Origin of the sequence: Vibrio sp. 10N.222.54.E6 (genome assembly GCF_041473955.1) — a bacterium.
Classification (GTDB): Bacteria; Pseudomonadota; Gammaproteobacteria; order Enterobacterales; family Vibrionaceae; genus Vibrio; species Vibrio tasmaniensis_A.
This window is the reverse complement of sequence record NZ_JBFRTD010000028.1, coordinates 129727-151709: the sequence shown is the minus strand read 5'-3', so window position 1 is coordinate 151709 and position 21983 is coordinate 129727. Positions and strand designations below refer to the sequence as shown.

Here is a 21983-nt window from a genome sequence, read left to right as displayed (position 1 = left end):
TACCGTTAAATTGACGGTGTCTTAAGACGTTTCGCTAGCTGTATTATTGATGTCGACAATGTATGCTTTCAATCTCAGCCTCACAAGACTGCACCATAAAACCGATATCAAAGCCAATAGCAAGGACAGCGAATGACGCAACTCAAACAAGAAATCACGCTTATTTCAGGAATTGGACAACTCTCTACGACCTTGCTTGGCACAGGATTGTTTATGATCCCAGCTATCGCGGCAGGCATTGCAGGGCAGTTATCGCTACTAGCATGGTTAATCCTGTTTATCGCTATTTGCCCGATTGCACTAACCTTCGCAGCATTAGGGAAACGCTACCCCAATGCAGGAGGCACGGCCTATTTTGTACGCCAAGCATTCAGCGAGCGATTAGAAACCAGTGTGGCTTGGTTGTTTGTGAGTGTTATTCCTGTCGGTATTCCAGCGGCGATTGCATTGGCAGGTGGCTTTGCTCAACAGCTGTTACCAGCACCACTCGACACACCATTAGGTGCTCAATCCTTTACCGTCGCTTTGCTTATTGCCGTCAATTTGATGGGCAGTAAATCTTCAGGCCGCTTGCAAACCGTAATTGCCTTATCGATTTTTGCTTTAGTCAGCGCCTTTGTTTGGAAAGCCGACATCACTGCTGCTGACATCGCAGTTCCGACTATGACATCCGATTCAATGTGGTCTATTGGTGCTGCACTGGCGGTTATGTTTTGGTGCTTTGTAGGAATCGAAGCCTTTGCTCACATGGGAGAGGAATTTAAGAATCCACAGCGTGACTTCCCCATCGCCATCATTGCCGGGTGTTTCGTCGCAGGCTTAGTGTACTGGGCTTGTTCAGTGGTTATTATCAAGCTAGGCGCTTATGGTTCACCAGAATTTGATGCTGCCTCTATCCCATGGGTGACAGAGCAATTGTTTGGCAATGGCTTTAAAGCCGTTATCAGTGTACTTGGCTTCTTTGCTTGTTTTGCTAGCCTAAACCTTTACACCCAAAGCTTGTCTCGCATGATTTGGGCTCAAGCTCGCCAACACACTCCGACCAGTAAAATGGCGCAGCTCAACAGCCGTGGCGTACCACTTTATCCAACCTTAGCAATTGGCTTTATTGCGCTTATCTCGTGTGTAATCGGCGAGCTGTCTAATTTGGATCTCGAATTCTTTCTTAAACTCGCCAACGGTATTTTCGTACTGGTTTATCTGCTTGCGATGTTAGCGGCTTGCCGATTATTGACTGGCGCATCTAGATACATTGCCATGCTCTCACTGGTGATCTGTACCTTGGTGTTTATCTGCCTAAGCTGGTCGATGCTCTATGCTGTGACTGTTTTTGTGACATTGTCACTCCCTTGGCGGAAGTGGCTAGGCAAAGGTAAACCCACTGTCTCTATCGACAAGTTGTAACTCGATTAGTGATGAATCAGAAAATTGTAAACAAGCCCTACCAATATTACTGATAAAAAAGCCGAGCGATCTGTTTGATCTTCGGCTTTATGTCAGCCAGTCGGATATTACCAAACCCCAGCACTGCACCACTCCAATCACGAGCATCACTTGATCCATATTCATAAAAGTCAAAAGGACGAATGATGATATTTTCAAACTCTGCTCTACGGCTCCACTCATGTTCAGATATCCCTTGATACCACTTCACTGTCACATGTAGCCCAGCAGCCTGACTGATCACTTCAAGATCGCCATGAAACTCACTTTTAATCGCTTCTATCATCGCTTCATGCTTGAGTTTGTATGAACGACGCATCTTTCTAATATGGCGCAATAAATCGCCTTCACGTACAAAGTCCGCCAGCGCTTCTTGTGTATGTGAGGCCGTGTCTCCAGTGAGCGCATCTTTAATCTCAAGACACTTCGCCACCAGACTTTCTGGCACCACCAAATAACCTAGTCGCAAGCCATTGAACATCACCTTACTCAGGGATCCGACATAGATGATGCGATCATCGAACCCTAACTTTCCCGCTAACCCTTGCATGCTGGTATAAGGGCGATGAGCAAACTGAAACTCACTGTCGTAATCATCCTCAATGATCCATGACTGATGTTGATTGGCCCAATCGATCAGTTTAAGTCGTTGCTCGGTATTCAAGGTCGTGCCCATTGGGTATTGGTTACTCGGCGTGACATACAGAGCCTTGGCGTTACTGGACAGCACTTTTTCAATATCTAACCCAACCTTTTCACGCACACTCACACCGTCTAGCTCTAGCCTCAACAGATCGATGATTTTATGCACTTGTCGATAGCCGGGCTCTTCCACAAGGATTTTGTCCCCCATAGCTAACGTCGCCATCAAACCAATTGAGATGGCTTGCTGCGCACCTGCGGTGATGATGATTCTATCGGTACTGCAGTGAACCGAGCGACTACTCGCAAGATACCCGCTCAATGCTTCCCTCAAGGCCAAGCTTCCCTGAACCTCTTGATTTCCCGCTATGTTCTGACGTGTAGAGTGACGTTGCAGCAGCCTCTGCCATTTCGCAAAAGGGAACGCATCTAAGTCAGGAACTCCGGGGGCAAAGCTGCGGTTAATGTCGTTAGGTGTCGCTATGTTTGCAGCCGGTTTACTGACTGTTTGTTTAACCTTCGGATCCTGAACACTGTTTGGCTGAGACAAACTTAGAAAGTGCTCTGGTTGTTCAACCGAGACATAAAACCCTGAGCCTTGCTTACTCTCGATATAGCCTTCGGTGACCAGTTGTTCGTACGCATAAATCACCGTATTTCGACTTACCGACAGTTCTACGGCCAACTTACGCGTTGAGGGTAACTTACTGCCCTTACTCCATAAATCTTGAACAATCTTTTCTCTGATCGCATGAAACAAGGCGGTTTGACGCGTGTCATGTTGCTCGTCTAACTGTAGGTCACCGACATCAATAGGCTGCATAACTGGATCCAAATAGTGTTTAAAAGTGGCTCTATTTAATAAACCAGTTAATCGCTACATTAATCAAAAGGCAATGATTAAGGAGCGATTATGTTATCTAGCACGAAAAGAACCACGATTAAAAAAGGGGCTCACAAAGCCGTATTTGAACAAGAGAAACTTCATCAAATCATAGATGAGAGCTTAATCGCACACATTGCATTGCAAGGCGAACATGGACCAATGGTTATTCCAATGCTCGCGTGGCGAGTGGATGATATGGTCTACATCCATGGTGCTAAAAACAGCCGCTTGTTGAAAGGCTTAAAAAAAGGAGAGCCAACCTGTTTAACGTTCACTTTGTTCGATGGTTGGGTGTTAGCTCGTTCGGCATTTCACCACAGTGCGCATTATCGTTCTGCAGTGGTGTTGGGGTCATTTTCAATCATCGATGACAACCAAGAAAAAGATCGCTTATTGAACATCTTCATTGAGCAAATCGCGCCGGGAAGAACCGACGAAGTCAGGCTCAGTAATGAGAAAGAGCTCACCGCCACCGAGCTATTGGCGATCCCTTTAACAGAAGCCTCCGTGAAGATAGGTAAACATGGAGTGAATGATGATAAAGCTGATATGGATATCCCGGTATGGGCTGGCGTATTACCTTATCGAACGGTCGTTGGGCCATTAGAAACCGTTCCAGAGCAAGAAGGCATCATTGAAACACCAGATTACCAACAAGCCTATGGTGAGCGCTGGTATCAGAATTGATACGCAAAGATGGTCAACTTAATAAAATTGCATACAATCTGAGCTACAAAAGATTCAACATAGCAAAAGAATGTAATCAGACGATGAGAACGAATAAGGATATTCTACCATTTGAAGGCTTGCTCAATGGCATTGGGCAAGTCTATTTCACACCGTCTGTTATGACGTCGCTTCTGCTATTGTTTGCCATTTCTATTGAGTCACTTGCGCTGGCTTTTCTTACCTTGTTTGGCGCCAGTTGCAGCTATGGATTTGCCTTACTGACCAATAAACCGTCTCATGATATTGAGAATGGCATGTATGCACTAAATGGCGCACTGATTGCTTTGTTCATCGGGAATTTTTTTGAAGTAAATGGGTGGCTGATTTTAGTAGTAGCCCTCGGCTCGCTCATTACCGTACCCATCGCCAAGATCGTGTTTAGCTTTAAGAAGTATCGCGGTTACACAAGTGCCTTTATCCTCACCTCTTGGCTGATTTATACTATCCAATCAACCTTGGGGCTATCGGCGTTTTCGGCACCTGACTCCGCACTGAGGCCACTAATCAGTCTTGAGGTAGACTCGTGGTTCAGCTTACCAACACCGGTGCTACCGTTATTGAAAGGGATCAGCCAAGTCAGCTTTATCGATAATGCACTATCGGGTCTAGTCATCTTGGTTGCCATCGCACTCAACAATATCAAGCATGCGCTATGGGTAGTACTCGCAGTGTTAATCAGCACTGTTTTTAGCCACATGATTGGCGCTTCTGGCGCGCTAATTGAGCAAGGTCTTTACGGGTACAACGCCACTCTTGCCACTCTAGCACTTGTGTTCTATCCGCGAATTCCTTGGCCGTTGATCCTATTAGGCATGCTGTTGAGCTGTCTAATCACACTTGGTTTTCATGAACTGTCACTGCTACCACTCACCGCGCCTTTTGTCCTTAGTACTTGGATAACCGTTTACCTATCCACTCATTTTAAAAAGCTAGATGAAGACTAATGACGATCAGTATTGACTCTCAAAACGCTCAATATACTGCTTAGGCGTCAAACCTCGATGTTTCTTAAACATCCGATTAAAGCTCGCGACGTTGGTATAACCTAACCTCTTTGAGACCTCTTCCACTGGCACTGAATACATCAACAACTCCACGGCCACGTTACTTAATGCATACCCCATAATGGTAGAAAAATTGATGCCCGATTTATGCAAACGGCGTTGAAACTGCTGCTCAGAGAGCCCTAATAAACTGGAAACCTTGTGAAGGGTTGGTAAACCAAAGTGGCGACTGTAGTTGATCATCTCATAGGTGACCTTATGTTCATCACCAGCATCTGGCATGTTTAGATAGTTATCCAAGTCATGAAAGTTCATCGCCAGATTTGCTTTACTGTTCGATAGTGATTGATTGATTGATAACCTCGATTCACTCGGGATCCAAACCTCTGTGCGAGGCTGTCCCCATTGAATCGTACAGCCGAAATATTCATGGTAGAGGTCAACATTCTCTCGACGACCTGCTATTGAAACCGCAACGGGTTTAAAGTCATCACCCAAATATCGACGTAAAATCTTCATAATGAAAACCGCGACTCTTATTGAGTCATGCACTTTACCCGTTTCTGAGTAAGCAGGATTGTCGTAGCACCATTTAATCATTGTCCCTACCTGTGCACCGTATAAGAACGCACCAGACTGTAAACAGTGCAGGCCAATGTTCACTCGGCGGATCGTAGAAGCAAGATCATGTCCAGAAAAAAACCAGTTGGTTAACGGGCCTAATTTTTCAATATCCACTCGGTCAGACAGTTTCAGAATAATATCTGGATCATTAGTTTGCTGTTCAAGAAACCCATACCATTTATCGACTTCATTGACCGGAATAAGATTCATTGAGTTAGTAAATACAGACTTCGGAATACCTAAACGCTCCGTATTAACCACAGGGTTTGTGACAGCGTGTTGATAAATACCCAAAATCCCTAACGCTCTTAAGAAGTTACAATTGTTCATTAGTCGCTAACCCTTAGAAAGGAGATCACAGATAAAATCATATAATTGCCATTATCGAAGTAATTAGTAAATTTACAACCTGTAAATCCAACTTCCATCACACTCGGCGTTCAAATTTTACTTAGGGTTGATCAATGAGTTTACTAAGTGTCCCATTTGTTGGAACAGGCGCAGACACCGCATTACACGTCGTAGCTGGCGTTGTGTTGGTCGCAACAATCGCAGCTGCATGTTACGGCTTTTGGCGTGTTCATGAATTACCAATCAATAAAGCCCACAGTAAAGAGCATCACCAGCTCGGTTTAATCACAGCTTTAACTTGGATTGGCTTCATATGGCACTGGGTATGGGTACTTGCCGTCATTTTAGCGTTTGTTGATATGGAAAAAGCCATCATAAACCTGAGAGACACATGGAAAGCACCTGCGGAACCAACAGGACAACAAGTTAAGAATGATCAAGATGGGGAGAGCCAAACATGTTAGAAGGCTTAGCTCTGTGGGCACTGTTCATCTATCTACTTAGGCTTATTGGTATGCCATGGAACAAGGGCACCAAAGCATTTTCTTATCTAGGTGGTACATCATGGTTATTGTTTGTTTGGGTTGGACTCATTAACTACACGCCGATGGATCTCTCTGGAGGTTCAGTCGTTCAATCACCACACATTCAGCTACGTCCAGATTCAACCAATGTGTCAGGCAAAACAACCAAGGTTCACATTAGACCGAACCAAGACGTGATTGAAGGTCAGCTCATTTACGAAATTGATGACACCAAATATGTTATTGCAAGAGATAAGGCTAACGTGCAACTTGAATCGGCGAACGTTGCTTTGGATACCGCTCACCAAGAAGTGAGCATCGCTAAAGTAAGCTATCAGTCAGCGCTTGAAGATATCAAAGCCTCTGTCGCTCAGATAGAATCAGCAAAAACAGATCTTGTTCTGCAATCTAAAACACTTGACCGTTACCAAAAGCAAAACAAAGTTGTAGAACATACGATTACTGAGACTGACATCGACCAACAAACGGCAAAGGTAGACTTGGCAACGTATAACGTCACCACATTGGAATCTCAACTAAGTAAGAAAGAAGTTGATGCTGAGAACGCGAAGTTAAACATCCACAAAGCAGAAACCAACGTCAGTAAGAAACAAACTGAGGTAGATTCGGCAAAAGCAACATTGGCTCAAGCTCAATGGGATTTGAACAGTACCAAAGTAACTGCGCCGACTGACGGCTTTGTAACTAATTTCATTCTTCGTGAAGGACAGCGAGTATCAATGATGCCTCGTATCCAAATGTACACTGAAGAAAAATACGTGTTAATGCGAGTGAATCACCAAGCTATTCGTAACGTAAAAGTGGGCCAACCTGCTGAGTTTGCAACGGCGGTATACCCAGGCAAGATATTCTCCGCAACCGTAGAAGGCATTGTTGAAGCGACGGGTGAAGCACAAGCTAGCCTATTAGGTATTGATGAACAAGTTCGTGTCACCACAGGTCGAAACCTTCAGAACAAGCACCACTTTGTCCGCTTAAAAATTGACGAGGCGGAAGGTTACGATATTCCAGTCGGCTCTGTAGGGTTAGCTTGGGTAAGCGGTGAGAAGCCGATCAGCTTTATGGCGTTCCTAGACGTAATACGCGGGATCATCATTAGAATGAAGTCCCAGTTATATTTCTTCTACTCGATCTAATACTTGTTTTAGATAAAACGATACAAAGCCCGTGAGATCTGAGATCGCACGGGCTTTTATCTATTTTACCGTTAGTTGCAGACAGAGCAGCAAAAATCAAAAAACTAAGCAGTATTCAGTATTCAGTATTCAGTATTCAGTATTCACTTTTATCGTTTATTCCTTAATGACAAGCAATACAAATCGCAAAATGCAATTGCAAAACGCAACTGCCAACTTCCAAAATGCAAGCAAACCGTTTAAATACGCACCAAATTGCTATAAAATACCCATTTTACGTTGCTTTAAAAGTTGGCACACTAACTGCAATGTACATATTGACCCTTCTTAAGCCGAGGGTCACCTAGCCAACTGACGTTGTTAGTGAACCTTTCTTGTTCACGATATATATAGGCCAATTGCGAGTATTGCGATTGGCCATTTTTTTGCCTGCAATTTAAGAAACATCGCCCATCCAATATACAGACACCCATTCATAGTCATAATCGCTAGCATTCATAGTGAAGTTCAATTCTGGCTCATCACCTACGCCATAGAAAACGTTTTCTAATTATTTTTTAAGAATAAATATGAAAAGTAACCTTATGTTTTAAATGTCTATTTTTAACATAACCGCCTTAATAGATGGCTTATTGATAAAACTAGCATTGACTATGTTATTTATATCACGATAATGCGCACGTTTGCCTGCAATACGGCGACCGTTAATTTTAATTTTGAACAATTGCGGAGGTAAAAAATGGCTGCGGATAATAACTACAGTCTTGGGCCGGTTCCAACATCGGCTAGGAAAGGAGTTGCTTCACTCACCATGGTAATGCTTGGACTCACTTTCTTCTCTGCAAGTATGTGGACAGGTGGTTCACTCGGGACAGGTCTTTCTTTCAACGATTTCTTCCTCGCCGTTCTCATCGGTAACCTAATTCTTGGTATTTACACTTCTTTTCTTGGCTACATCGGCTCATCTACTGGCCTCTCTACTCATCTCCTTGCTCGTTTCTCTTTTGGTACTAAAGGCTCATGGCTTCCTTCTGCTCTACTTGGTGGTACACAAGTCGGCTGGTTTGGTGTAGGCGTTGCCATGTTCGCAATTCCGGTACAGAAAGCCACAGGCATTGATACCAACACCTTGATTATTGTGTCAGGCCTTTTGATGACAGGTACGGTGTACTTCGGTATTAAAGCGCTAATGGTGCTTTCAGCAATTGCGGTGCCCGCGATTGCAATTTTGGGTGGTTACTCAGTACTAACAGCCGTAGACAGTGTTGGTGGACTAGAGCAACTGCAGCTGATTAAGCCAGAGACGCCAATGGACTTCTCAATGGCACTAGCAATGGTTGTAGGTTCGTTTGTAAGTGCAGGTACGTTGACTGCCGATTTCGTTCGCTTCGGTAAAAAGCCAGCAAGCGCCGTGTTAATTACAATGGTCGCGTTCTTCATCGGTAACTCGCTGATGTTTATCTTCGGCGCAGCAGGCGCAGCAGCAACCGGTCAGGCTGATATTTCAGATGTGATGATCGCGCAAGGTCTACTGCTTCCAGCCATCATCGTGCTTGGCTTGAATATCTGGACAACCAATGAAAATGCACTTTATGCGTCAGGTCTGGGTTTATCTAACATCACAGGTCGCTCAAGTACTACAATGTCTATCATTAACGGCATTATCGGTACGATTTTCGCGCTTTGGTTATACAACAACTTCGTTGGTTGGTTAACCTTCCTTTCGTTAGCGATTCCACCCATTGGTGGCGTAATCATCGCCGACTTCTTCGCGAACCGTAAACGTTACAAAGATTTTGCAAATGCAGAGTTCCAAACCGTTAACTGGGCTGGCATTATCGCGGTAGCAACAGGCGTAGCCGCTGGTCACTTCCTACCTGGCATCGTTCCTTTGAATGCCGTGTTTGGTGGTGCAATCAGTTACCTCGTGCTAAATCCTCTATTGAACAAAAAAGCTCTGAAATCTCAGGCCGCTTAAGGACACACTATGACAACCTTATTAATCAAGAACGCGAAACTTCAAGACCAAGAGGGCTTGAAACAAATTCTGATTGAAAATGGTCAATTTTCTCGCATTCTCGATAATGACGCGCAAATCAACCATCAGGGCGAAACTCTTGATGCAGAAGGCGGCATTGTTGTTTCTCCTTTCTGTGAACCGCACATTCACCTAGACACGACTCAGACAGCTGGTGAGCCTAACTGGAATATCTCTGGTACCTTGTTTGAAGGTATTGAGCGTTGGGCTGAGCGTAAAGAATTATTATCAATCGAAGACGTAAAGTCTCGTGCCAAGCAAACACTGAAATGGCAGATAGCTAACGGGGTTCAACACGTGCGTACACACGTTGATGTGTCAGACCCAACGTTAGTGGCGTTAAGAGCGATGGTTGAAGTCCGCGAAGAGATGAAAGAGTGGGTCGACATCCAAATCGTTGCATTCCCTCAAGAAGGCATTCTTTCATACCCTAACGGCAAAGAGTTGCTTGAAGAAGCCGTGAAGATCGGCGCTGACGTTATCGGTGCTATCCCTCACTTTGAATTCACTCGTGAATACGGGGTTGAATCTCTGCATTACGTGTTCGAGCTTGCACGCAAGTACGACTGCCTGATCGACGTTCACTGTGATGAGATTGACGATGAGCAATCTCGCTTCGTTGAAACGCTGGCAGCCCTTGCGCACAAATTCGAAATGGGTGAGAAGGTAACGGCAAGCCATACCACAGCGATGGGGTCCTATAACGGTGCTTACGCATCTCGCTTGTTCCGTCTATTGAAGATGTCTGGTATCAACTTCGTGGCTAACCCGTTAGTGAACATTCACTTACAGGGTCGCTTCGACGACTACCCGAAACGTCGTGGCGTAACGCGTGTTAAAGAGATGCTCGCAGCAAATATCAATGTGTGTTTCGGCCACGATGATGTGTTTGACCCATGGTACCCACTGGGTACAGCGAATATGCTTCAAGTTCTGCACATGGGACTGCACGTAACGCAAGTGATGGGCTACGACCAAATCAACACCTCACTTGATTTGATCAGCAAGAACTCAGCACGCACACTGCATATCCAAGACAACTACGGCATTGAAGAAGGTAAGCCAGGAAGCTTACTAATTCTTCCTGCAGATAACGGTTTTGATGCAGTACGTCGCCAAGTTCCAGTGCAGTACTCTATTCGCCACGGAAAAATAATCGCAGAGACTCAACCAGCTAAGACTAAAATTAACTTAGATAAGACTGAAGATATCAACTTCAAACGATAATATCGTCTATACTAACGAAGAAAAGGAGGCTTAGGCTTCCTTTTTACTTTGTCATGGCGTGTAACTTTATAAACCTATCAGCTGTTGTAGGTAGTTTTTGTTAACAAGCGCAACATGACAAAAAAACTCGCTGATTTATCAATCAATGAGTGTACAACCCGAAAGACTGTGTTAACATGCACTCGCTCTGTTAGCCGGAGTTATTTAAGTTAGATGAATAGTAAAAAATGACATGTAAAATCGTTACCCGTTTTTGTAAGTAGTTTTTCCTTATTTCTTAGCAATATTAAATAATTCAATTATCAGCGCATTGCAGTAATGCAATCAACAATTTAGAAAATTTATGAATAAGGGACAAATTATGTCTAACACAAATACTGGCACTGTAAAATGGTTTAACGAAGAGAAAGGTTTCGGTTTCATTTCTCAAGACAACGGCGGCGCTGACGTATTCGTACACTTCCGTGCTATCGCTTCTGAAGGTTTCAAAACTCTGAAAGAAGGCCAAAAGGTTTCTTTCGAAGTTGAAAACGGTCAAAAAGGCCTACAAGCAGCAAACGTTGTTGCTCAATAATTAGCTTTTAGCTAAAAAGAATTTTAAAGCGCTGATTTTTATCGGCGCTTTTTTATGCCTGAAATAAACTTCCACTGAGTTACTACCTCTTCCACACTCACCCGTATTACCCATTTTTCGGCAGAGTGTTTGAACAAGCTTGGCTAACCCATTATTGACCGCGATTGGTATTACAGCCCCCCTCACCAACAGCCGCCCCCACCCAACCGGACCACTCCTCTTTGGTCAAATAACACCCTATTTATTATTCGATATAAATATGCAATCGATTTCCATAATGAAAATGAGTTGTTTACCCAATCCTCATCCATTAATTATATAATTTTTAAAGCAAAGATCGGTAAAATCCGCTAATCTTGGTCGCAGTGGCTTAGTTAGTTTGGTATCTGCAGTAAAAATCATGAAAAAAGACGAATTTCAAAAATCCACCGCAAATCTAAAAAAAGCGGTGCCTCTTATGATGAAGAACCGGGTGTCTACTACACCTGCAAATTACGCACTTTGGTACACCTATGTTGACAATGCTATCCCACAGCTGACTAAAGACATGGATGGTATCTTGGAATACTATGGCATTTGTCCTCCAGCCGTTGGTGAGCAGCTTTACAATAATTATGTTGCTAGCAAGTCTGAAACGAATATCAATGACCTCCGCGCTAATTTAGAGTTGTTGGTCTCGGAAGTTTCGAATTCGATGAATGACACACTGACCGATACCTCTGCTTTTTCTGAGATGATTGATAAAAGCTTCGAGGATTTGGCCCGCGTTGACAATGAAAGTTTATCGATCGATGAAGTCATGTCTTTAGTTCGTCAGTTAGTTTCTGAATCTCGTCATATTCGTCACTCTACTCAATTTTTAAATTCTCAGTTGAATTCTGCAACATCAGAAATCACTAAGCTAAAATCTCAGCTGGTAGAAGTGCAGAAAGATGCACTCTTTGACAGCACAACGACACTCTATAACCGTCGCTCTTTCGACCGTGATATAGAAACCCTGTGTGAAGCGAAACAACCTCTGTGTTTGATTCTTCTCGATATCGATCATTTTAAAAACTTCAACGACACTTATGGCCACCTATTTGGTGACATGGTTCTTAAAGGCATTGCGCGCAAATTAAAACAAATGTGCCGTGAAGGTATTTCTGCTTACCGATTTGGTGGTGAAGAGTTCGCGATAATCGTGCCAAACAAATCATTACGCATTGCACGCCAGCTTGCTGACACCAACCGCCGCTCTCTAGAAAAGCTATCGATTAAAGATCGTCGTAGCGGGCAACAGGTAGGTAGTATCACCGCATCGTTTGGTGTTGCTGAACTTGAACCCGGTGAATCGGCACAATCACTGATCGAACGCGCTGATAAGCTACTTTACGAAGCGAAGTCACTTGGTCGAAATAGAGTGATGCCGCTGTAATCTGCAATCATCTAAAAAAATTACAGTTAAACGGCGTACTTACTAAGCTCTAGACTCAAAAATAGACTCGCAATTAACATCGAAAGCAAAAAGCCCCAATCAATAACCAGTAGGTTAATCGTTGGGGCTTTGTCGTTTATGCATAGTCGTCAGTGTTTAATGCTAAATACATTCAGAGTGTTTAGCACTACACTGGCTCTACATCTTTCATAAAAACCAAAGATGTAGCTGTGACATTAAAGGGCGTAGCAATAGTTAAGACAGTAATCTTCACCACTCTTAGCTCGGAACTCTTTGTCTTCGCTGCATGCTTTTGGTTTGCCCTTCTCATCACCTTGAACTAAGCTGATCCAGTGACGTATTGCTGTAGTGATGCCTTGACGCTCAGTATTCGTTTGTACCGCTTCCATTGGCGACTGGCCAAACGTGGTGCACGACTCTAACTGAATATCATCGATATCGACCAATTCAATACACCCCGTCCCTTTATGACAACCAAACATCACTTCTAAATGGCTTCCACTGCTATCTCGGAACAAGATTGAGTCTGGGTCACACTTCTCACCCATGTAAGCTACAAACTGCTTAGGGTGCTTTAGACCGCTGTGTTGGCCATCTTTGAAATAAGCCATGATATGACGGTAATCAACTACATAGCTCGTTACATCTTGATGTGAGCCGTTCTCTAATGGGAACAATCTGTCTAGCAGTTGCTTCGCTTTGAGTTGCTTCTCAGTTTGCTGTTTGGCACTGATAGTCTCCACGGCAAAGACAGCTTCAGCGATAAATGGTTTTGTTTGTTTTTGGATTTCTGTTTTATCGAATGTCAGCATATTCATAGTCTTTCCCTCTTGACCAACCCGGTGAACATTCACCGATTTTTATAGCAAAAATGTGTCCTAGAGCAATTATTCCAAACTAACGTTTAACTTATTTGTCATTTTGTGAATTGCTTAGTTTGTAGACTAGCGCTTTTTTGCCTACAATTTCACAACAAAAATTTTACAATGTGAATTTTACAAATATGGCCTTGTCAAAAAGTTTAGTTCGTCAGTCTCATTTCCTAGGTACGAAAATACGTAACCTAAGAAAACGTAACCATTTAACGATGGAAGATCTGTCTGCGCGTTGTATTAGAATCAACCCAGAATACGCACCTTCCGTTTCTTACCTTTCAATGATTGAACGTGGAAAGCGCGTCCCAAGCATCGATATGCTAGAAGTAATCGCGCAGGTCTTTCAGAAGAACCCAACCTGGTTCCTTGACGACGAATCTGAACAACAAGCCATTGCTCCTGATAAAGGGAATCGTGGTGGGATAAGTGGCATGGCACTCGAGCCTAGCTTTCTTTTCTCCAACGACATCCTGCAAATTGCAATTCCAGAGATGCTATCTCAAACGGGGATCTCAGGCCGCCAGTTTGCACACCTCTTAATTCGAGCACACCAAGAAAGCAATCAGAACCACTTCCCTGACCTTGAGCGCGCAGCGGAAGAAGTTGGCTTAAAACGTCTTAACCTCAGCGTAGAAGATCTGATAGACATCGCTAGAAGCCTAGAAATTAACATCCGTTGGGTAACACGCACACCGAAAGACGTTGTTGATGAACTCGGAATTAATGCCAAACAGCTAGTCACTTCGTTCTTTGAACCTCCTAGCACAATCTTCTTAAACGAAATCCTGAAAGAGTACCCCACTCGTCTGAAATACGATTTATCGGTCTATATTGGCCATTGTATTCTGCATAGCAAAGAAGGCTTAAAGAGTGTGTTGTCGGTCGGCAACAACAACACATGGGACGACAACCAGGTTTCAGGCTCTTCGCAACTTAATTCTCAAGATATTCTTCAAGCATGGCGAGACTTTGAATCTAGCTTCTTTGCTGGCGCACTTCTTTGCCCCAAAGTTCCATTTAGACAGTTGCTTGACCGCACTGGTTACGAAATCGACGTTCACAAAAGAGCGGGGGTTTCCCCCTCTGTTGCTATGCGTCGAATGACGGTAGTATCGCCCTACCCTCACTGGCACTACTTTGATGCTTATGGGCCAGGGAAACTCAAGGCGGTGTACCGCGGGAACGGGATTCCACTGCCTTGGGGAAATATGAGAACTGTTGCCGACCCATGTCAACATTGGGCTGTGTTTCGTCGATTGTCAGAACCTCGCGCAGGGAGTTCGGCTCAAATATCTATTTTAAATGTGGGTGATGAACCAAGAATCTACTGTTGTGAATCCATCAATATGACGGATCCTGCAGGTAACAATCGCGTATTGTGTGCTGGCATAGACCTTAACCCTGCAATTGATGCACAAGGCGGTAATTCAAGAGACATTGCAGAGCAACTTAAAGCATCATGCGTTAACAATGGTGGCTCTGTGGTAATCCCGCGTAACATCAAGAAAGACCTCACGACAATAGCCAAGATTCTAAATATAAATTGGATTGAACGTGGGATTGAGACAGAGGCTAGGCTTATCTGCTCCCGAGGTGGAGAATGCCCGCGCCAACCAAGCTGTTACTCAAAGTGTGGTGAGTGTTAGCGCAAGAATGGTATGAGCATGATTAGTAAATTGTCGTGCTCTGCTTGTTTTGCTTTAGCTAACTGCACTTAATAATAAGTGTAGTAATAACAATTAATAAAAAGTAATACCAACAAGTAGAACTCAAAATTCAGGCAAAAAAAAACCAATCACAAAAGGGTGATTGGTCATATATTTTGTGTGAACAATATGGGTTCACTAACAACGTCAGTTGGCTAGGTGACCCTCGGCTTAAGAAGGGTCACTATTACTAATGCACTATGCGTGCCAACTTTAAATATACGTATTTACTACGCATCTGAACACGTATTCGACATAAATGCCTGTTTGTTTTGCAAACTGAAATTGCAAATTGCAAAACCCAACAAATCGCTAGTGATTATGTTGTTATTAATAGATCATTAAAGATTAATTTCTCTTCCTATAAATACCTACTTTTCAATAAATTCGATAGCTTCAACTCTGAAGAAACCTCTTCTTGTTTGCTTAGGGCGTGTTGATCTTTCGAGCTGATTTTTGCAGCGAGTTGCTGGGTATTTATACAAGGCAGAGGTTTCGATGTGTAGCTAGCCTACATGAGAAGCCGATAACGTAGTAGAAATGACCAGCAAACGCTGCCCAAAGGGTTCAGCTAAAAGCGTTTTAATCTTTGTTGAGGGAGATTTGCTTAGAATGACTAGGCGACTTCCCCCTCGCCGCGATTAAAACACTTTTAGCTCGAACAAAATTTAACCGCGAAAGGTCAACACGCCCTAATTACACCCATAAAAAAACGCGAACATTGAAATTCAATATTCGCGCTTGTTCGAGTTCGATAGCAGGAAGTCGTCAATGAACGAGAACCCTCCTACGAAGCGATCTCGTTACATAATCTTTGTAAAGCTACGTGACAAACGTTCTGTCTACTATTTCTGAGATGCAGGCTTAGAACGGCTTCTAGATGGTGAAGGTTTGTTACCTGTAGGCTTGTTACCTGATGACTTGTTAGACGGTTTGCTCGAACCATTACTTCCACCGAAACCAGACTTTTTAGGTTTACCTGCACCACCTGGCTTGCCAGAACTATTCGTAGAAGGCTTATTACCGCGCTTATAGTTGCTGCCATTATTTCTTAAAGACTTATCATCACCAGCAGCTGCAGAGTTGCTGTCTGAAGCTTTGTTGCCTGAGTTAGGCTTACGCTTTGGAGCAGATCCATTACCTGCTACATGACGCTTGTTCTTGCCTGCTGGCTTATGGCCGCGAGCATTCTCACCAGAACGTTGGCCATCCGAGTGTTCGCGTGTCTTTTTCGGTTTCTTAGGCTTAATCGGACGCGAATCCAAGCGAGATTCTGGTAATTTGTTTACGGGTGCAAAACCTTCCAGTTCACGACGCTCCAGTACTTGTTGAATAAGGCGTTCAATACCGAATAGCTCACCCACTTCATCTGCACAAACCAATGAAATTGCTTTACCAACTTCACCAGCACGGCCAGTACGACCAATACGGTGAACGTAATCTTCTGATACGTTTGGAAGGTCGAAGTTAACCACTTGAGGAAGTTGTGGGATATCAATACCACGAGCAGCGATATCGGTCGCTACGAGTACTCGTACCTTACCGGTTTTAAAGTTCTCTAAGGCTTTAGTACGCGCGCCCTGGCTCTTGTTACCATGGATAGGAGCAGAAGTGATGTCTTGTTCTTCAAGGAAACGAGCAAGCTTATTTGCACCGTGTTTTGTTTTGCTGAACACCAACACTTGTCGCCAATCATTATCTTTGATCAGCTTAGCTAGCATTGGCGCTTTTTTCTTTTTATCTACTGGATAAATACTTTGTTCAACAGTTGGTGCTGTTGAGTTTGCAGGGCTTACCGAGATTTCAACTGGGTTATTTACTAAGCCTTTAGCCAAGCTACGAATATCATCAGAGAACGTTGCAGAGAACAGTAAGTTCTGACGCTTCTTCGGTAGGAAAGCCAAGATCTTACGGATGTCGCGGATGAAACCCATGTCTAACATGCGATCAGCTTCATCTAATACTAGAATCTCTAGCTGATCAAAACGCACTGCATTTTGGTTGTATAGGTCAAGTAGACGACCCGGTGTTGCCACCAACACATCACTACCTTTACGAAGTTTTTGCATCTGAGGGTTAATTTTCACGCCACCAAACACGACCGTAGAAGTAAGCGGTAAGTTAATACCGTATTTAACTACGCTGCCATTCACTTGCGCAGCAAGTTCACGGGTAGGTGTTAGCACTAGTGCACGAACTTGGTTCTGACGTACGCGAGGGCCTTTTGATAACATTTCAAGAATAGGTAGCGTGAAGCCAGCAGTTTTACCTGTACCTGTTTGAGCAGCGGCCATTACATCTTTGCCCGTTAGGACAGCTGGTACGGCTTTCTCTTGGATTGGTGATGGCTTATCGTAACCTTGTGCTTCAATAGCTTTAAGGATCGGTTCAGAAAGGCCAAGGGAGGTAAAACTCATAGATTATTTTCTCAGTTGAATAACATTTAGTATGAGCAACGCGCAGAAATAAGTCGTTGCTACAGCTTTCGCTCATCAATAGGATTGATAAGGAGCAAAGCGCGGTATTCTGAGGCTTTTCCCCACATTCAGCAACTAAATTCTAATAGCAGATCCAATCCAACCTATAAAATTTGTCGTTTCTGTTCGTACATTTTTTCATCAGCCGCTTTGAGTAGTGCATCGACACCAGTGTAGTTATTGTTGTGAATTACCCAACCAACGCTGATTCGAAGATAAATCGAGTGCGTATCATAAACAACAGGTGTGCTACATATCGCTCTTCGAAGTTTAGCTACAATCGAAGAGACATGTTGATCATCAATGATGCGTGGTAACAAAACTAAGAACTCATCACCACCGATTCTCGCAACGATATCTGAACCACGTAGTTCACTCTTAATGCGATTAGCACACTCAATAAGCACTTGATCGCCAGCCGCATGACCAAAAGTGTCATTGATCGCTTTAAAGCCATCCAGATCGATATTTACCACAGCAAAGGTTCTTGCTCTCTGCTTTTGGGTGACTTTGAACGCCTGCTTTAGGCTGTACATAAAGTATCGACGATTAGGTAACATGGTGAGTTCATCATGCATAGAGCGGCTATCTGCAATTCGGTACAGGCGATAAATAGTAAAGAAGGCAAACGCCAGCACTACCATTATGGAGTAACCCACCAGCCTTACCGCTTGAATTCGATACCAAGGTTCATCCATCAATACATGTTCGTTACCAGAAAGAGCAAGGTACCAACCACCATGTGGGAAACTCACCTGTTCAGTGGCAAACGCATTGTCGAACACACCTTGAGTGCCATAAAAGACTGCACCATCTTTACCTGAACTGTTTGCACCACGAATCGCGAGTTCATACTTGTTCTCGATCTTGCCGATTCCGACATCGTCAAACAGCTCATCTAAACTAATAACGGCACTGGATACACCCCAATAGTCTTCGTTAAAAGGCGGGTCTCGAAAGATCGGAGTGCGCGTAATGAGGGCTTGCCCGCCTTGAAACAACTCAAAAGGGCCGGCAATAAAGGTGTTGCCAAGATTACGGGCTATCTCAACAGACTCCCATTGGTCTGGATAATCACGATAATTAATACCGAGAATCTGCTCATTGCCTTCCATAGGGTAAACAAAGTTTAGAATGTCGTCTTTGGCTAGCCCAATAAGACGAATATGGAAACCATCTTTAATAATACTTTCAGCAATCTTGTCCCAATTTTTCACCTCACCATCAGGGTTTATGGTCACTAAGGTCGAAAAATTATTGAGGATATACATATCTGACACGATCGCGGCTTCTATTCGAGAACGAATGATCGATAGCTGCTTTTTTGCCTCAGAGTAGGATTCATCTTTCAGGTAGGATAACTCTTTAGAGTGAAAAAACTCGATAGCACTCATTACCACTAAAAAAAACAGTAAAGATAATAATTTGGCAGGCCATTGCTTGCTAGAACCACTTGGCATTCAGACCCCCTAAACCTTTTTGTTCTTAAATTTGCTCATATCAGACTAACTCTTTAAGTATGCCGTTAAGCTATTTAAATACATACACTTAGCCTAGTGCTCATTTCATTATTGAGTCATTCATCACTTAAAGTCCATTAGACACATTGATTACTGAACCAAATATCGAATCAATCTTATTAAAGATTACAATGTATTGACCAAAACCTTACATTGAAAGATTCATGAGTGTTATTTTATATTCACAATTAATCAGCTTGGTACCTTACGAACATGAAGCTAAAAACGCTAACTCTGTGCACATTGTTATCAATCTCAGTTGCGGTTGCTGTTCACGCACAAGCTACTTCAGATACGCTAACGGCTTTTGACACACAACAGACTGTTACTATACAAGAGCCCGTTAACATACACGCAACAATCGTACCAAATGTTCAATCACAAGCTGGTGTTCTCGACTCTCGAGAGCAATCTTTTAAACAATCCGCCGATCTGATTCGCACAACCTACGAAAGCCAACTTTACACTCTGCCTGCATTCAAAGAGGGTCACTATGGTTTGCGTATGTATCGACAAACATTAGACGACAAATATTCTGCCGCGGTATGGAGTGACATGGCACGTGTCGCAAGTAAGCTCAGCCGCTTGTCGAATGATGTTCACACCATGGAACAAATCGTACTGTACTCAGAAAAGCGTGTTGCTTCCTATGTTGGCGATAGCGATGAACGCAGTGTTCGACGCTACAACATCACCAAGCACATGCCAGAATATCTATATCTTGGTGTTGACCTTCTCGGCTCTATGGCGCGCGCCAATGAGTACGGTTTAGAACACAAGAACGATGTCAAACTGCGCGAGATTATTCGTCGTTATGACTTTTCACGATACGTGACCAATGAAGATATGGTGAAAGCGTGGGCAGCCCAACTCGCTAATCAAGTTTACTGGCTACGCCAATTAGGTGAACAAGATGTCGTTGATGAATTTGTCGATACCTTCAAAAAAGCCTACCCAGACGATAACGACAAGAAGCTTTCAAGCCAGCAATACGGCAATAAGATCTATGGTATGACACATGTGATCTTTGGAGATTCTGAGTATTACCAGCACCAAGTAAGCGAGCAAGAACACCAATGGGTCTACGATTACTTCAGAGAAAACATCGATACGATCCTGCTACGAGCTAAAGAGGATGTGATTGCTGAGGTTGGGTTGACTTTCTTACTAGCCGGTCTAGAGAATGACCCGGTTGTAGAGAAAACTAGGCTTGCAATCCAGGCATCTATCGATAAGACAAAAGGCATGATCCCTTCGGTCACCGGTGATTTTGATCTCAAGTATGGAGAGCACCGCAACGTACTCGCTATCATGCTACTCGATTGGCAGCAAGTGAACGAAGCACCGACTTATGAAGGTAACCCTAAAGTATTTACTAACATCCCTTACGGACTAGTTGAAAATCAACCGCTGAAGCACTAGCCATAATACTTAAGTTGATTTTAGAACCCAAAAAGCCGCAAACCTCTCAAGGTCTGCGGCTTTTTTAACTCTTACCACACCAACACTTCATTCAGGCTCAGGATACGACTTTGTTCATCACTATCGTGAAATCCCCTTCAGCGTAACCTTCTATCAAGGAAACATCATCACAGAGTGTTTTACAGAATCGATATACGCCTTGAGGGTGATAACTCATCAAGGTATTACGTGAAGGATATTGGCTTGAATTGAGCAGATTAAAAATCACCGTCTGATTCGCTAGTCCAAACATACGAGTAATCATGTTAGTCAGATAATCCGAGTCGCGAGAGATGTAATTCAATGAGCCACTGGCGATAACTACATCGTGTACCTCAAGGCTCATTTGGCTCATATCACCCGACAAAAACCGACAACGATCTTCTGTATAGCTCTGTTTCGCCTTCTTTAAAAAGCCTGCGTGTTGGTCAACGCCGGTGTAAGATTGAATGCGATAGATGCTGGCGAGCAACTCAAACAGCTCGCCATAGCCACAACCCAAATCTAAAATACTCTTCTTTTCAAAGTCAGCCGAACGAGCAATCACTTCAAAGCGACATAATTGGCTCTCTTCGCTAGTCCACCCTAAAGCTTTAGCCTTATCGCCATTCGCTCGGTTAGCCTGTTTGCGATGATAGCGATACACTTTCCAACGATCGAGCCAGTGCATTCAAACAAATCTCACTTCAATGAACATAAGTACGCCTCAATAAACTTAGACGTCGGAATTTGAAGAAAAGAGCCCACCGCTTTTATAACCGATCGCATAGCAAACCACGGCGACAGTCACAAACACCAAAGCTGAGAAGACATAAGCCACCGATGCAGCGACGCCAGTGCCCCATACTACGCTAAACACCAAACCGAGATACGCTTCTTGCGGCCACTGATAGATAGGAAACTGAGTACCACCAGCAATAAGATAAATCATCGCAAACAAGCCAATGAAGGTAGCAATAAGACCGATGAGAACGCGCATGTTCATAGAGAGACCCTTGATAAATTTGAGCTTGGTTGCCGTATTCTTAGTCGGAACGGAATATTCTTATTCGGAGCCGAGTGTTCTTAATAGAAACCGGATTTTCTTAATTGAAGCCGAATGCTATTAATCGCAACCTAATGATATTCAAGTATATCGGATAAAACAGGCCTGCTCTATTACTCTTCCGAGTGAGCCTTATACACCGCATAGCAATAAAAGTGGTGGTTCAAAATCTGAATCAACTTAACGAGCAGGCACAAAAAAGCGGACACCCTTCTCACGTTAAATCCGCAAGAAAGGTGCCCGCTTCAACTGAATTTAGGCG

At 43.6% G+C, this 21983-nt stretch carries 18 protein-coding genes; 11 read left to right on the top strand and 7 right to left on the bottom strand.

The genetic code is table 11. The annotated features are described in order from the left end of the window. Positions 1-132 precede the first annotated feature (132 nt). A complete protein-coding gene (gene yjeH, locus AB4513_RS16375; RefSeq protein WP_009845688.1) occupies positions 133-1404 on the top strand; it encodes an L-methionine/branched-chain amino acid transporter in 1272 nt (423 codons plus the stop codon). 46 nt (positions 1405-1450) lie between these two features. On the opposite strand, the gene AB4513_RS16370 is transcribed toward yjeH, so the two are convergent. After that, positions 1451-2908 carry a PLP-dependent aminotransferase family protein gene (locus AB4513_RS16370; protein ID WP_009845689.1) on the bottom strand — a complete coding sequence of 486 codons (1458 nt, stop codon included), beginning with the start codon at positions 2906-2908 and terminating at the stop codon, positions 1451-1453. A gap of 90 nt (positions 2909-2998) precedes the next feature. Here AB4513_RS16370 and AB4513_RS16365 point away from each other — a divergent pair, with 90 nt between their 5' ends. Next, entirely contained in the window at positions 2999-3658 is a 660-nt protein-coding gene (locus AB4513_RS16365; RefSeq protein ID WP_009845690.1) for a pyridoxamine 5'-phosphate oxidase family protein, read from the top strand. Between the two features lie 83 nt (positions 3659-3741). Continuing rightward, positions 3742-4644: an urea transporter gene (locus AB4513_RS16360; RefSeq protein WP_009845691.1), complete on the top strand. Its 903-nt coding sequence runs from the start codon at positions 3742-3744 to the stop codon at positions 4642-4644. A gap of 6 nt (positions 4645-4650) precedes the next feature. Here the strand turns inward: AB4513_RS16360 and AB4513_RS16355 are convergent, their stop codons facing one another. Continuing rightward, complete coding sequence (locus AB4513_RS16355; protein ID WP_009845692.1) at positions 4651-5658, bottom strand: AraC family transcriptional regulator; 1008 nt, start codon at positions 5656-5658, stop codon at positions 4651-4653. A 134-nt stretch (positions 5659-5792) separates the two neighbouring features. Here AB4513_RS16355 and AB4513_RS16350 point away from each other — a divergent pair, with 134 nt between their 5' ends. The 6 genes from AB4513_RS16350 (at position 5793) to AB4513_RS16325 (ending at position 12616) form a co-directional block, all read left to right on the top strand. Then, positions 5793-6143 carry a hypothetical protein gene (locus AB4513_RS16350; RefSeq protein WP_009845693.1) on the top strand — a complete coding sequence of 117 codons (351 nt, stop codon included), beginning with the start codon at positions 5793-5795 and terminating at the stop codon, positions 6141-6143. Next, positions 6137-7360 carry an HlyD family secretion protein gene (locus AB4513_RS16345; RefSeq protein WP_009845694.1) on the top strand — a complete coding sequence of 408 codons (1224 nt, stop codon included), beginning with the start codon at positions 6137-6139 and terminating at the stop codon, positions 7358-7360. Before AB4513_RS16350 ends, AB4513_RS16345 begins: the two co-directional genes overlap by 7 nt. Before the next feature lie 739 nt (positions 7361-8099). Continuing rightward, positions 8100-9338: a cytosine permease gene (gene codB / locus AB4513_RS16340; protein WP_032499239.1), complete on the top strand. Its 1239-nt coding sequence runs from the start codon at positions 8100-8102 to the stop codon at positions 9336-9338. A 9-nt stretch (positions 9339-9347) separates the two neighbouring features. Then, the gene (locus tag AB4513_RS16335) at positions 9348-10625 is read left to right on the top strand and encodes a cytosine deaminase (protein ID WP_009845696.1); all 1278 of its coding nucleotides are present in this window, start codon (positions 9348-9350) and stop codon (positions 10623-10625) included. A gap of 361 nt (positions 10626-10986) precedes the next feature. Further along, positions 10987-11199, top strand: coding sequence for a cold-shock protein (locus tag AB4513_RS16330; RefSeq protein WP_004730009.1), 213 nt, complete (start codon positions 10987-10989; stop codon positions 11197-11199). A 400-nt stretch (positions 11200-11599) separates the two neighbouring features. Beyond that, on the top strand, positions 11600-12616 hold the full coding sequence (locus tag AB4513_RS16325; protein WP_009845697.1) for a GGDEF domain-containing protein: 1017 nt from the start codon (positions 11600-11602) through the stop codon (positions 12614-12616). Positions 12617-12852: 236 nt separating this feature from the next. Here the strand turns inward: AB4513_RS16325 and AB4513_RS16320 are convergent, their stop codons facing one another. Then, entirely contained in the window at positions 12853-13455 is a 603-nt protein-coding gene (locus AB4513_RS16320; RefSeq protein WP_009845698.1) for a malate synthase, read from the bottom strand. Between the two features lie 170 nt (positions 13456-13625). Here AB4513_RS16320 and AB4513_RS16315 point away from each other — a divergent pair, with 170 nt between their 5' ends. Continuing rightward, the gene (locus AB4513_RS16315; protein ID WP_083784035.1) at positions 13626-15158 is read left to right on the top strand and encodes a DUF3612 domain-containing protein; all 1533 of its coding nucleotides are present in this window, start codon (positions 13626-13628) and stop codon (positions 15156-15158) included. A gap of 905 nt (positions 15159-16063) precedes the next feature. Here the strand turns inward: AB4513_RS16315 and AB4513_RS16310 are convergent. After that, positions 16064-17635: a DEAD/DEAH box helicase gene (locus AB4513_RS16310; protein WP_009845700.1), complete on the bottom strand. Its 1572-nt coding sequence runs from the start codon at positions 17633-17635 to the stop codon at positions 16064-16066. Between the two features lie 164 nt (positions 17636-17799). Then, positions 17800-19155, bottom strand: a complete 1356-nt coding sequence (locus AB4513_RS16305; RefSeq protein ID WP_009845701.1) for a diguanylate cyclase — start codon at positions 19153-19155, stop codon at positions 17800-17802. A 273-nt stretch (positions 19156-19428) separates the two neighbouring features. On the opposite strand from AB4513_RS16305, the gene AB4513_RS16300 reads away from it, so the two are divergent. Then, the gene (locus AB4513_RS16300) at positions 19429-20637 is read left to right on the top strand and encodes a DUF3541 domain-containing protein (protein WP_102257519.1); all 1209 of its coding nucleotides are present in this window, start codon (positions 19429-19431) and stop codon (positions 20635-20637) included. Positions 20638-20734: 97 nt separating this feature from the next. Here AB4513_RS16300 and AB4513_RS16295 read toward each other — a convergent pair whose 3' ends face one another. Both AB4513_RS16295 and AB4513_RS16290 read right to left on the bottom strand, forming a co-directional pair. After that, entirely contained in the window at positions 20735-21346 is a 612-nt protein-coding gene (locus AB4513_RS16295) for a class I SAM-dependent methyltransferase (protein WP_009845703.1), read from the bottom strand. 45 nt (positions 21347-21391) lie between these two features. Further along, positions 21392-21661: a hypothetical protein gene (locus tag AB4513_RS16290; RefSeq protein ID WP_009845704.1), complete on the bottom strand. Its 270-nt coding sequence runs from the start codon at positions 21659-21661 to the stop codon at positions 21392-21394. Positions 21662-21983: the final 322 nt, after the last annotated feature.

Excerpts from the sequence above, each read along its gene's own strand:
- AB4513_RS16335 (WP_009845696.1), top strand. The coding sequence starts at position 9,348 with ATGACAACCTTATTAATCAAGAACGCGAAACTTCAAGACCAAGAGGGC.
- yjeH (WP_009845688.1), top strand. The coding sequence starts at position 133 with ATGACGCAACTCAAACAAGAAATCACGCTTATTTCAGGAATTGGACAA.
- AB4513_RS16360 (WP_009845691.1), top strand. The coding sequence starts at position 3,742 with ATGAGAACGAATAAGGATATTCTACCATTTGAAGGCTTGCTCAATGGC.
- AB4513_RS16320 (WP_009845698.1), bottom strand. The coding sequence starts at position 13,455 with ATGAATATGCTGACATTCGATAAAACAGAAATCCAAAAACAAACAAAA.
- AB4513_RS16305 (WP_009845701.1), bottom strand. The coding sequence starts at position 19,155 with ATGCCAAGTGGTTCTAGCAAGCAATGGCCTGCCAAATTATTATCTTTA.
- codB (WP_032499239.1), top strand. The coding sequence starts at position 8,100 with ATGGCTGCGGATAATAACTACAGTCTTGGGCCGGTTCCAACATCGGCT.
- AB4513_RS16300 (WP_102257519.1), top strand. The coding sequence starts at position 19,429 with ATGAAGCTAAAAACGCTAACTCTGTGCACATTGTTATCAATCTCAGTT.
- AB4513_RS16355 (WP_009845692.1), bottom strand. The coding sequence starts at position 5,658 with ATGAACAATTGTAACTTCTTAAGAGCGTTAGGGATTTTGGGTATTTAT.
- AB4513_RS16290 (WP_009845704.1), bottom strand. The coding sequence starts at position 21,661 with ATGAACATGCGCGTTCTCATCGGTCTTATTGCTACCTTCATTGGCTTG.
- AB4513_RS16295 (WP_009845703.1), bottom strand. The coding sequence starts at position 21,346 with ATGCACTGGCTCGATCGTTGGAAAGTGTATCGCTATCATCGCAAACAG.
- AB4513_RS16365 (WP_009845690.1), top strand. The coding sequence starts at position 2,999 with ATGTTATCTAGCACGAAAAGAACCACGATTAAAAAAGGGGCTCACAAA.
- AB4513_RS16325 (WP_009845697.1), top strand. The coding sequence starts at position 11,600 with ATGAAAAAAGACGAATTTCAAAAATCCACCGCAAATCTAAAAAAAGCG.
- AB4513_RS16310 (WP_009845700.1), bottom strand. The coding sequence starts at position 17,635 with ATGAGTTTTACCTCCCTTGGCCTTTCTGAACCGATCCTTAAAGCTATT.
- AB4513_RS16350 (WP_009845693.1), top strand. The coding sequence starts at position 5,793 with ATGAGTTTACTAAGTGTCCCATTTGTTGGAACAGGCGCAGACACCGCA.
- AB4513_RS16370 (WP_009845689.1), bottom strand. The coding sequence starts at position 2,908 with ATGCAGCCTATTGATGTCGGTGACCTACAGTTAGACGAGCAACATGAC.
- AB4513_RS16330 (WP_004730009.1), top strand. The coding sequence starts at position 10,987 with ATGTCTAACACAAATACTGGCACTGTAAAATGGTTTAACGAAGAGAAA.
- AB4513_RS16345 (WP_009845694.1), top strand. The coding sequence starts at position 6,137 with ATGTTAGAAGGCTTAGCTCTGTGGGCACTGTTCATCTATCTACTTAGG.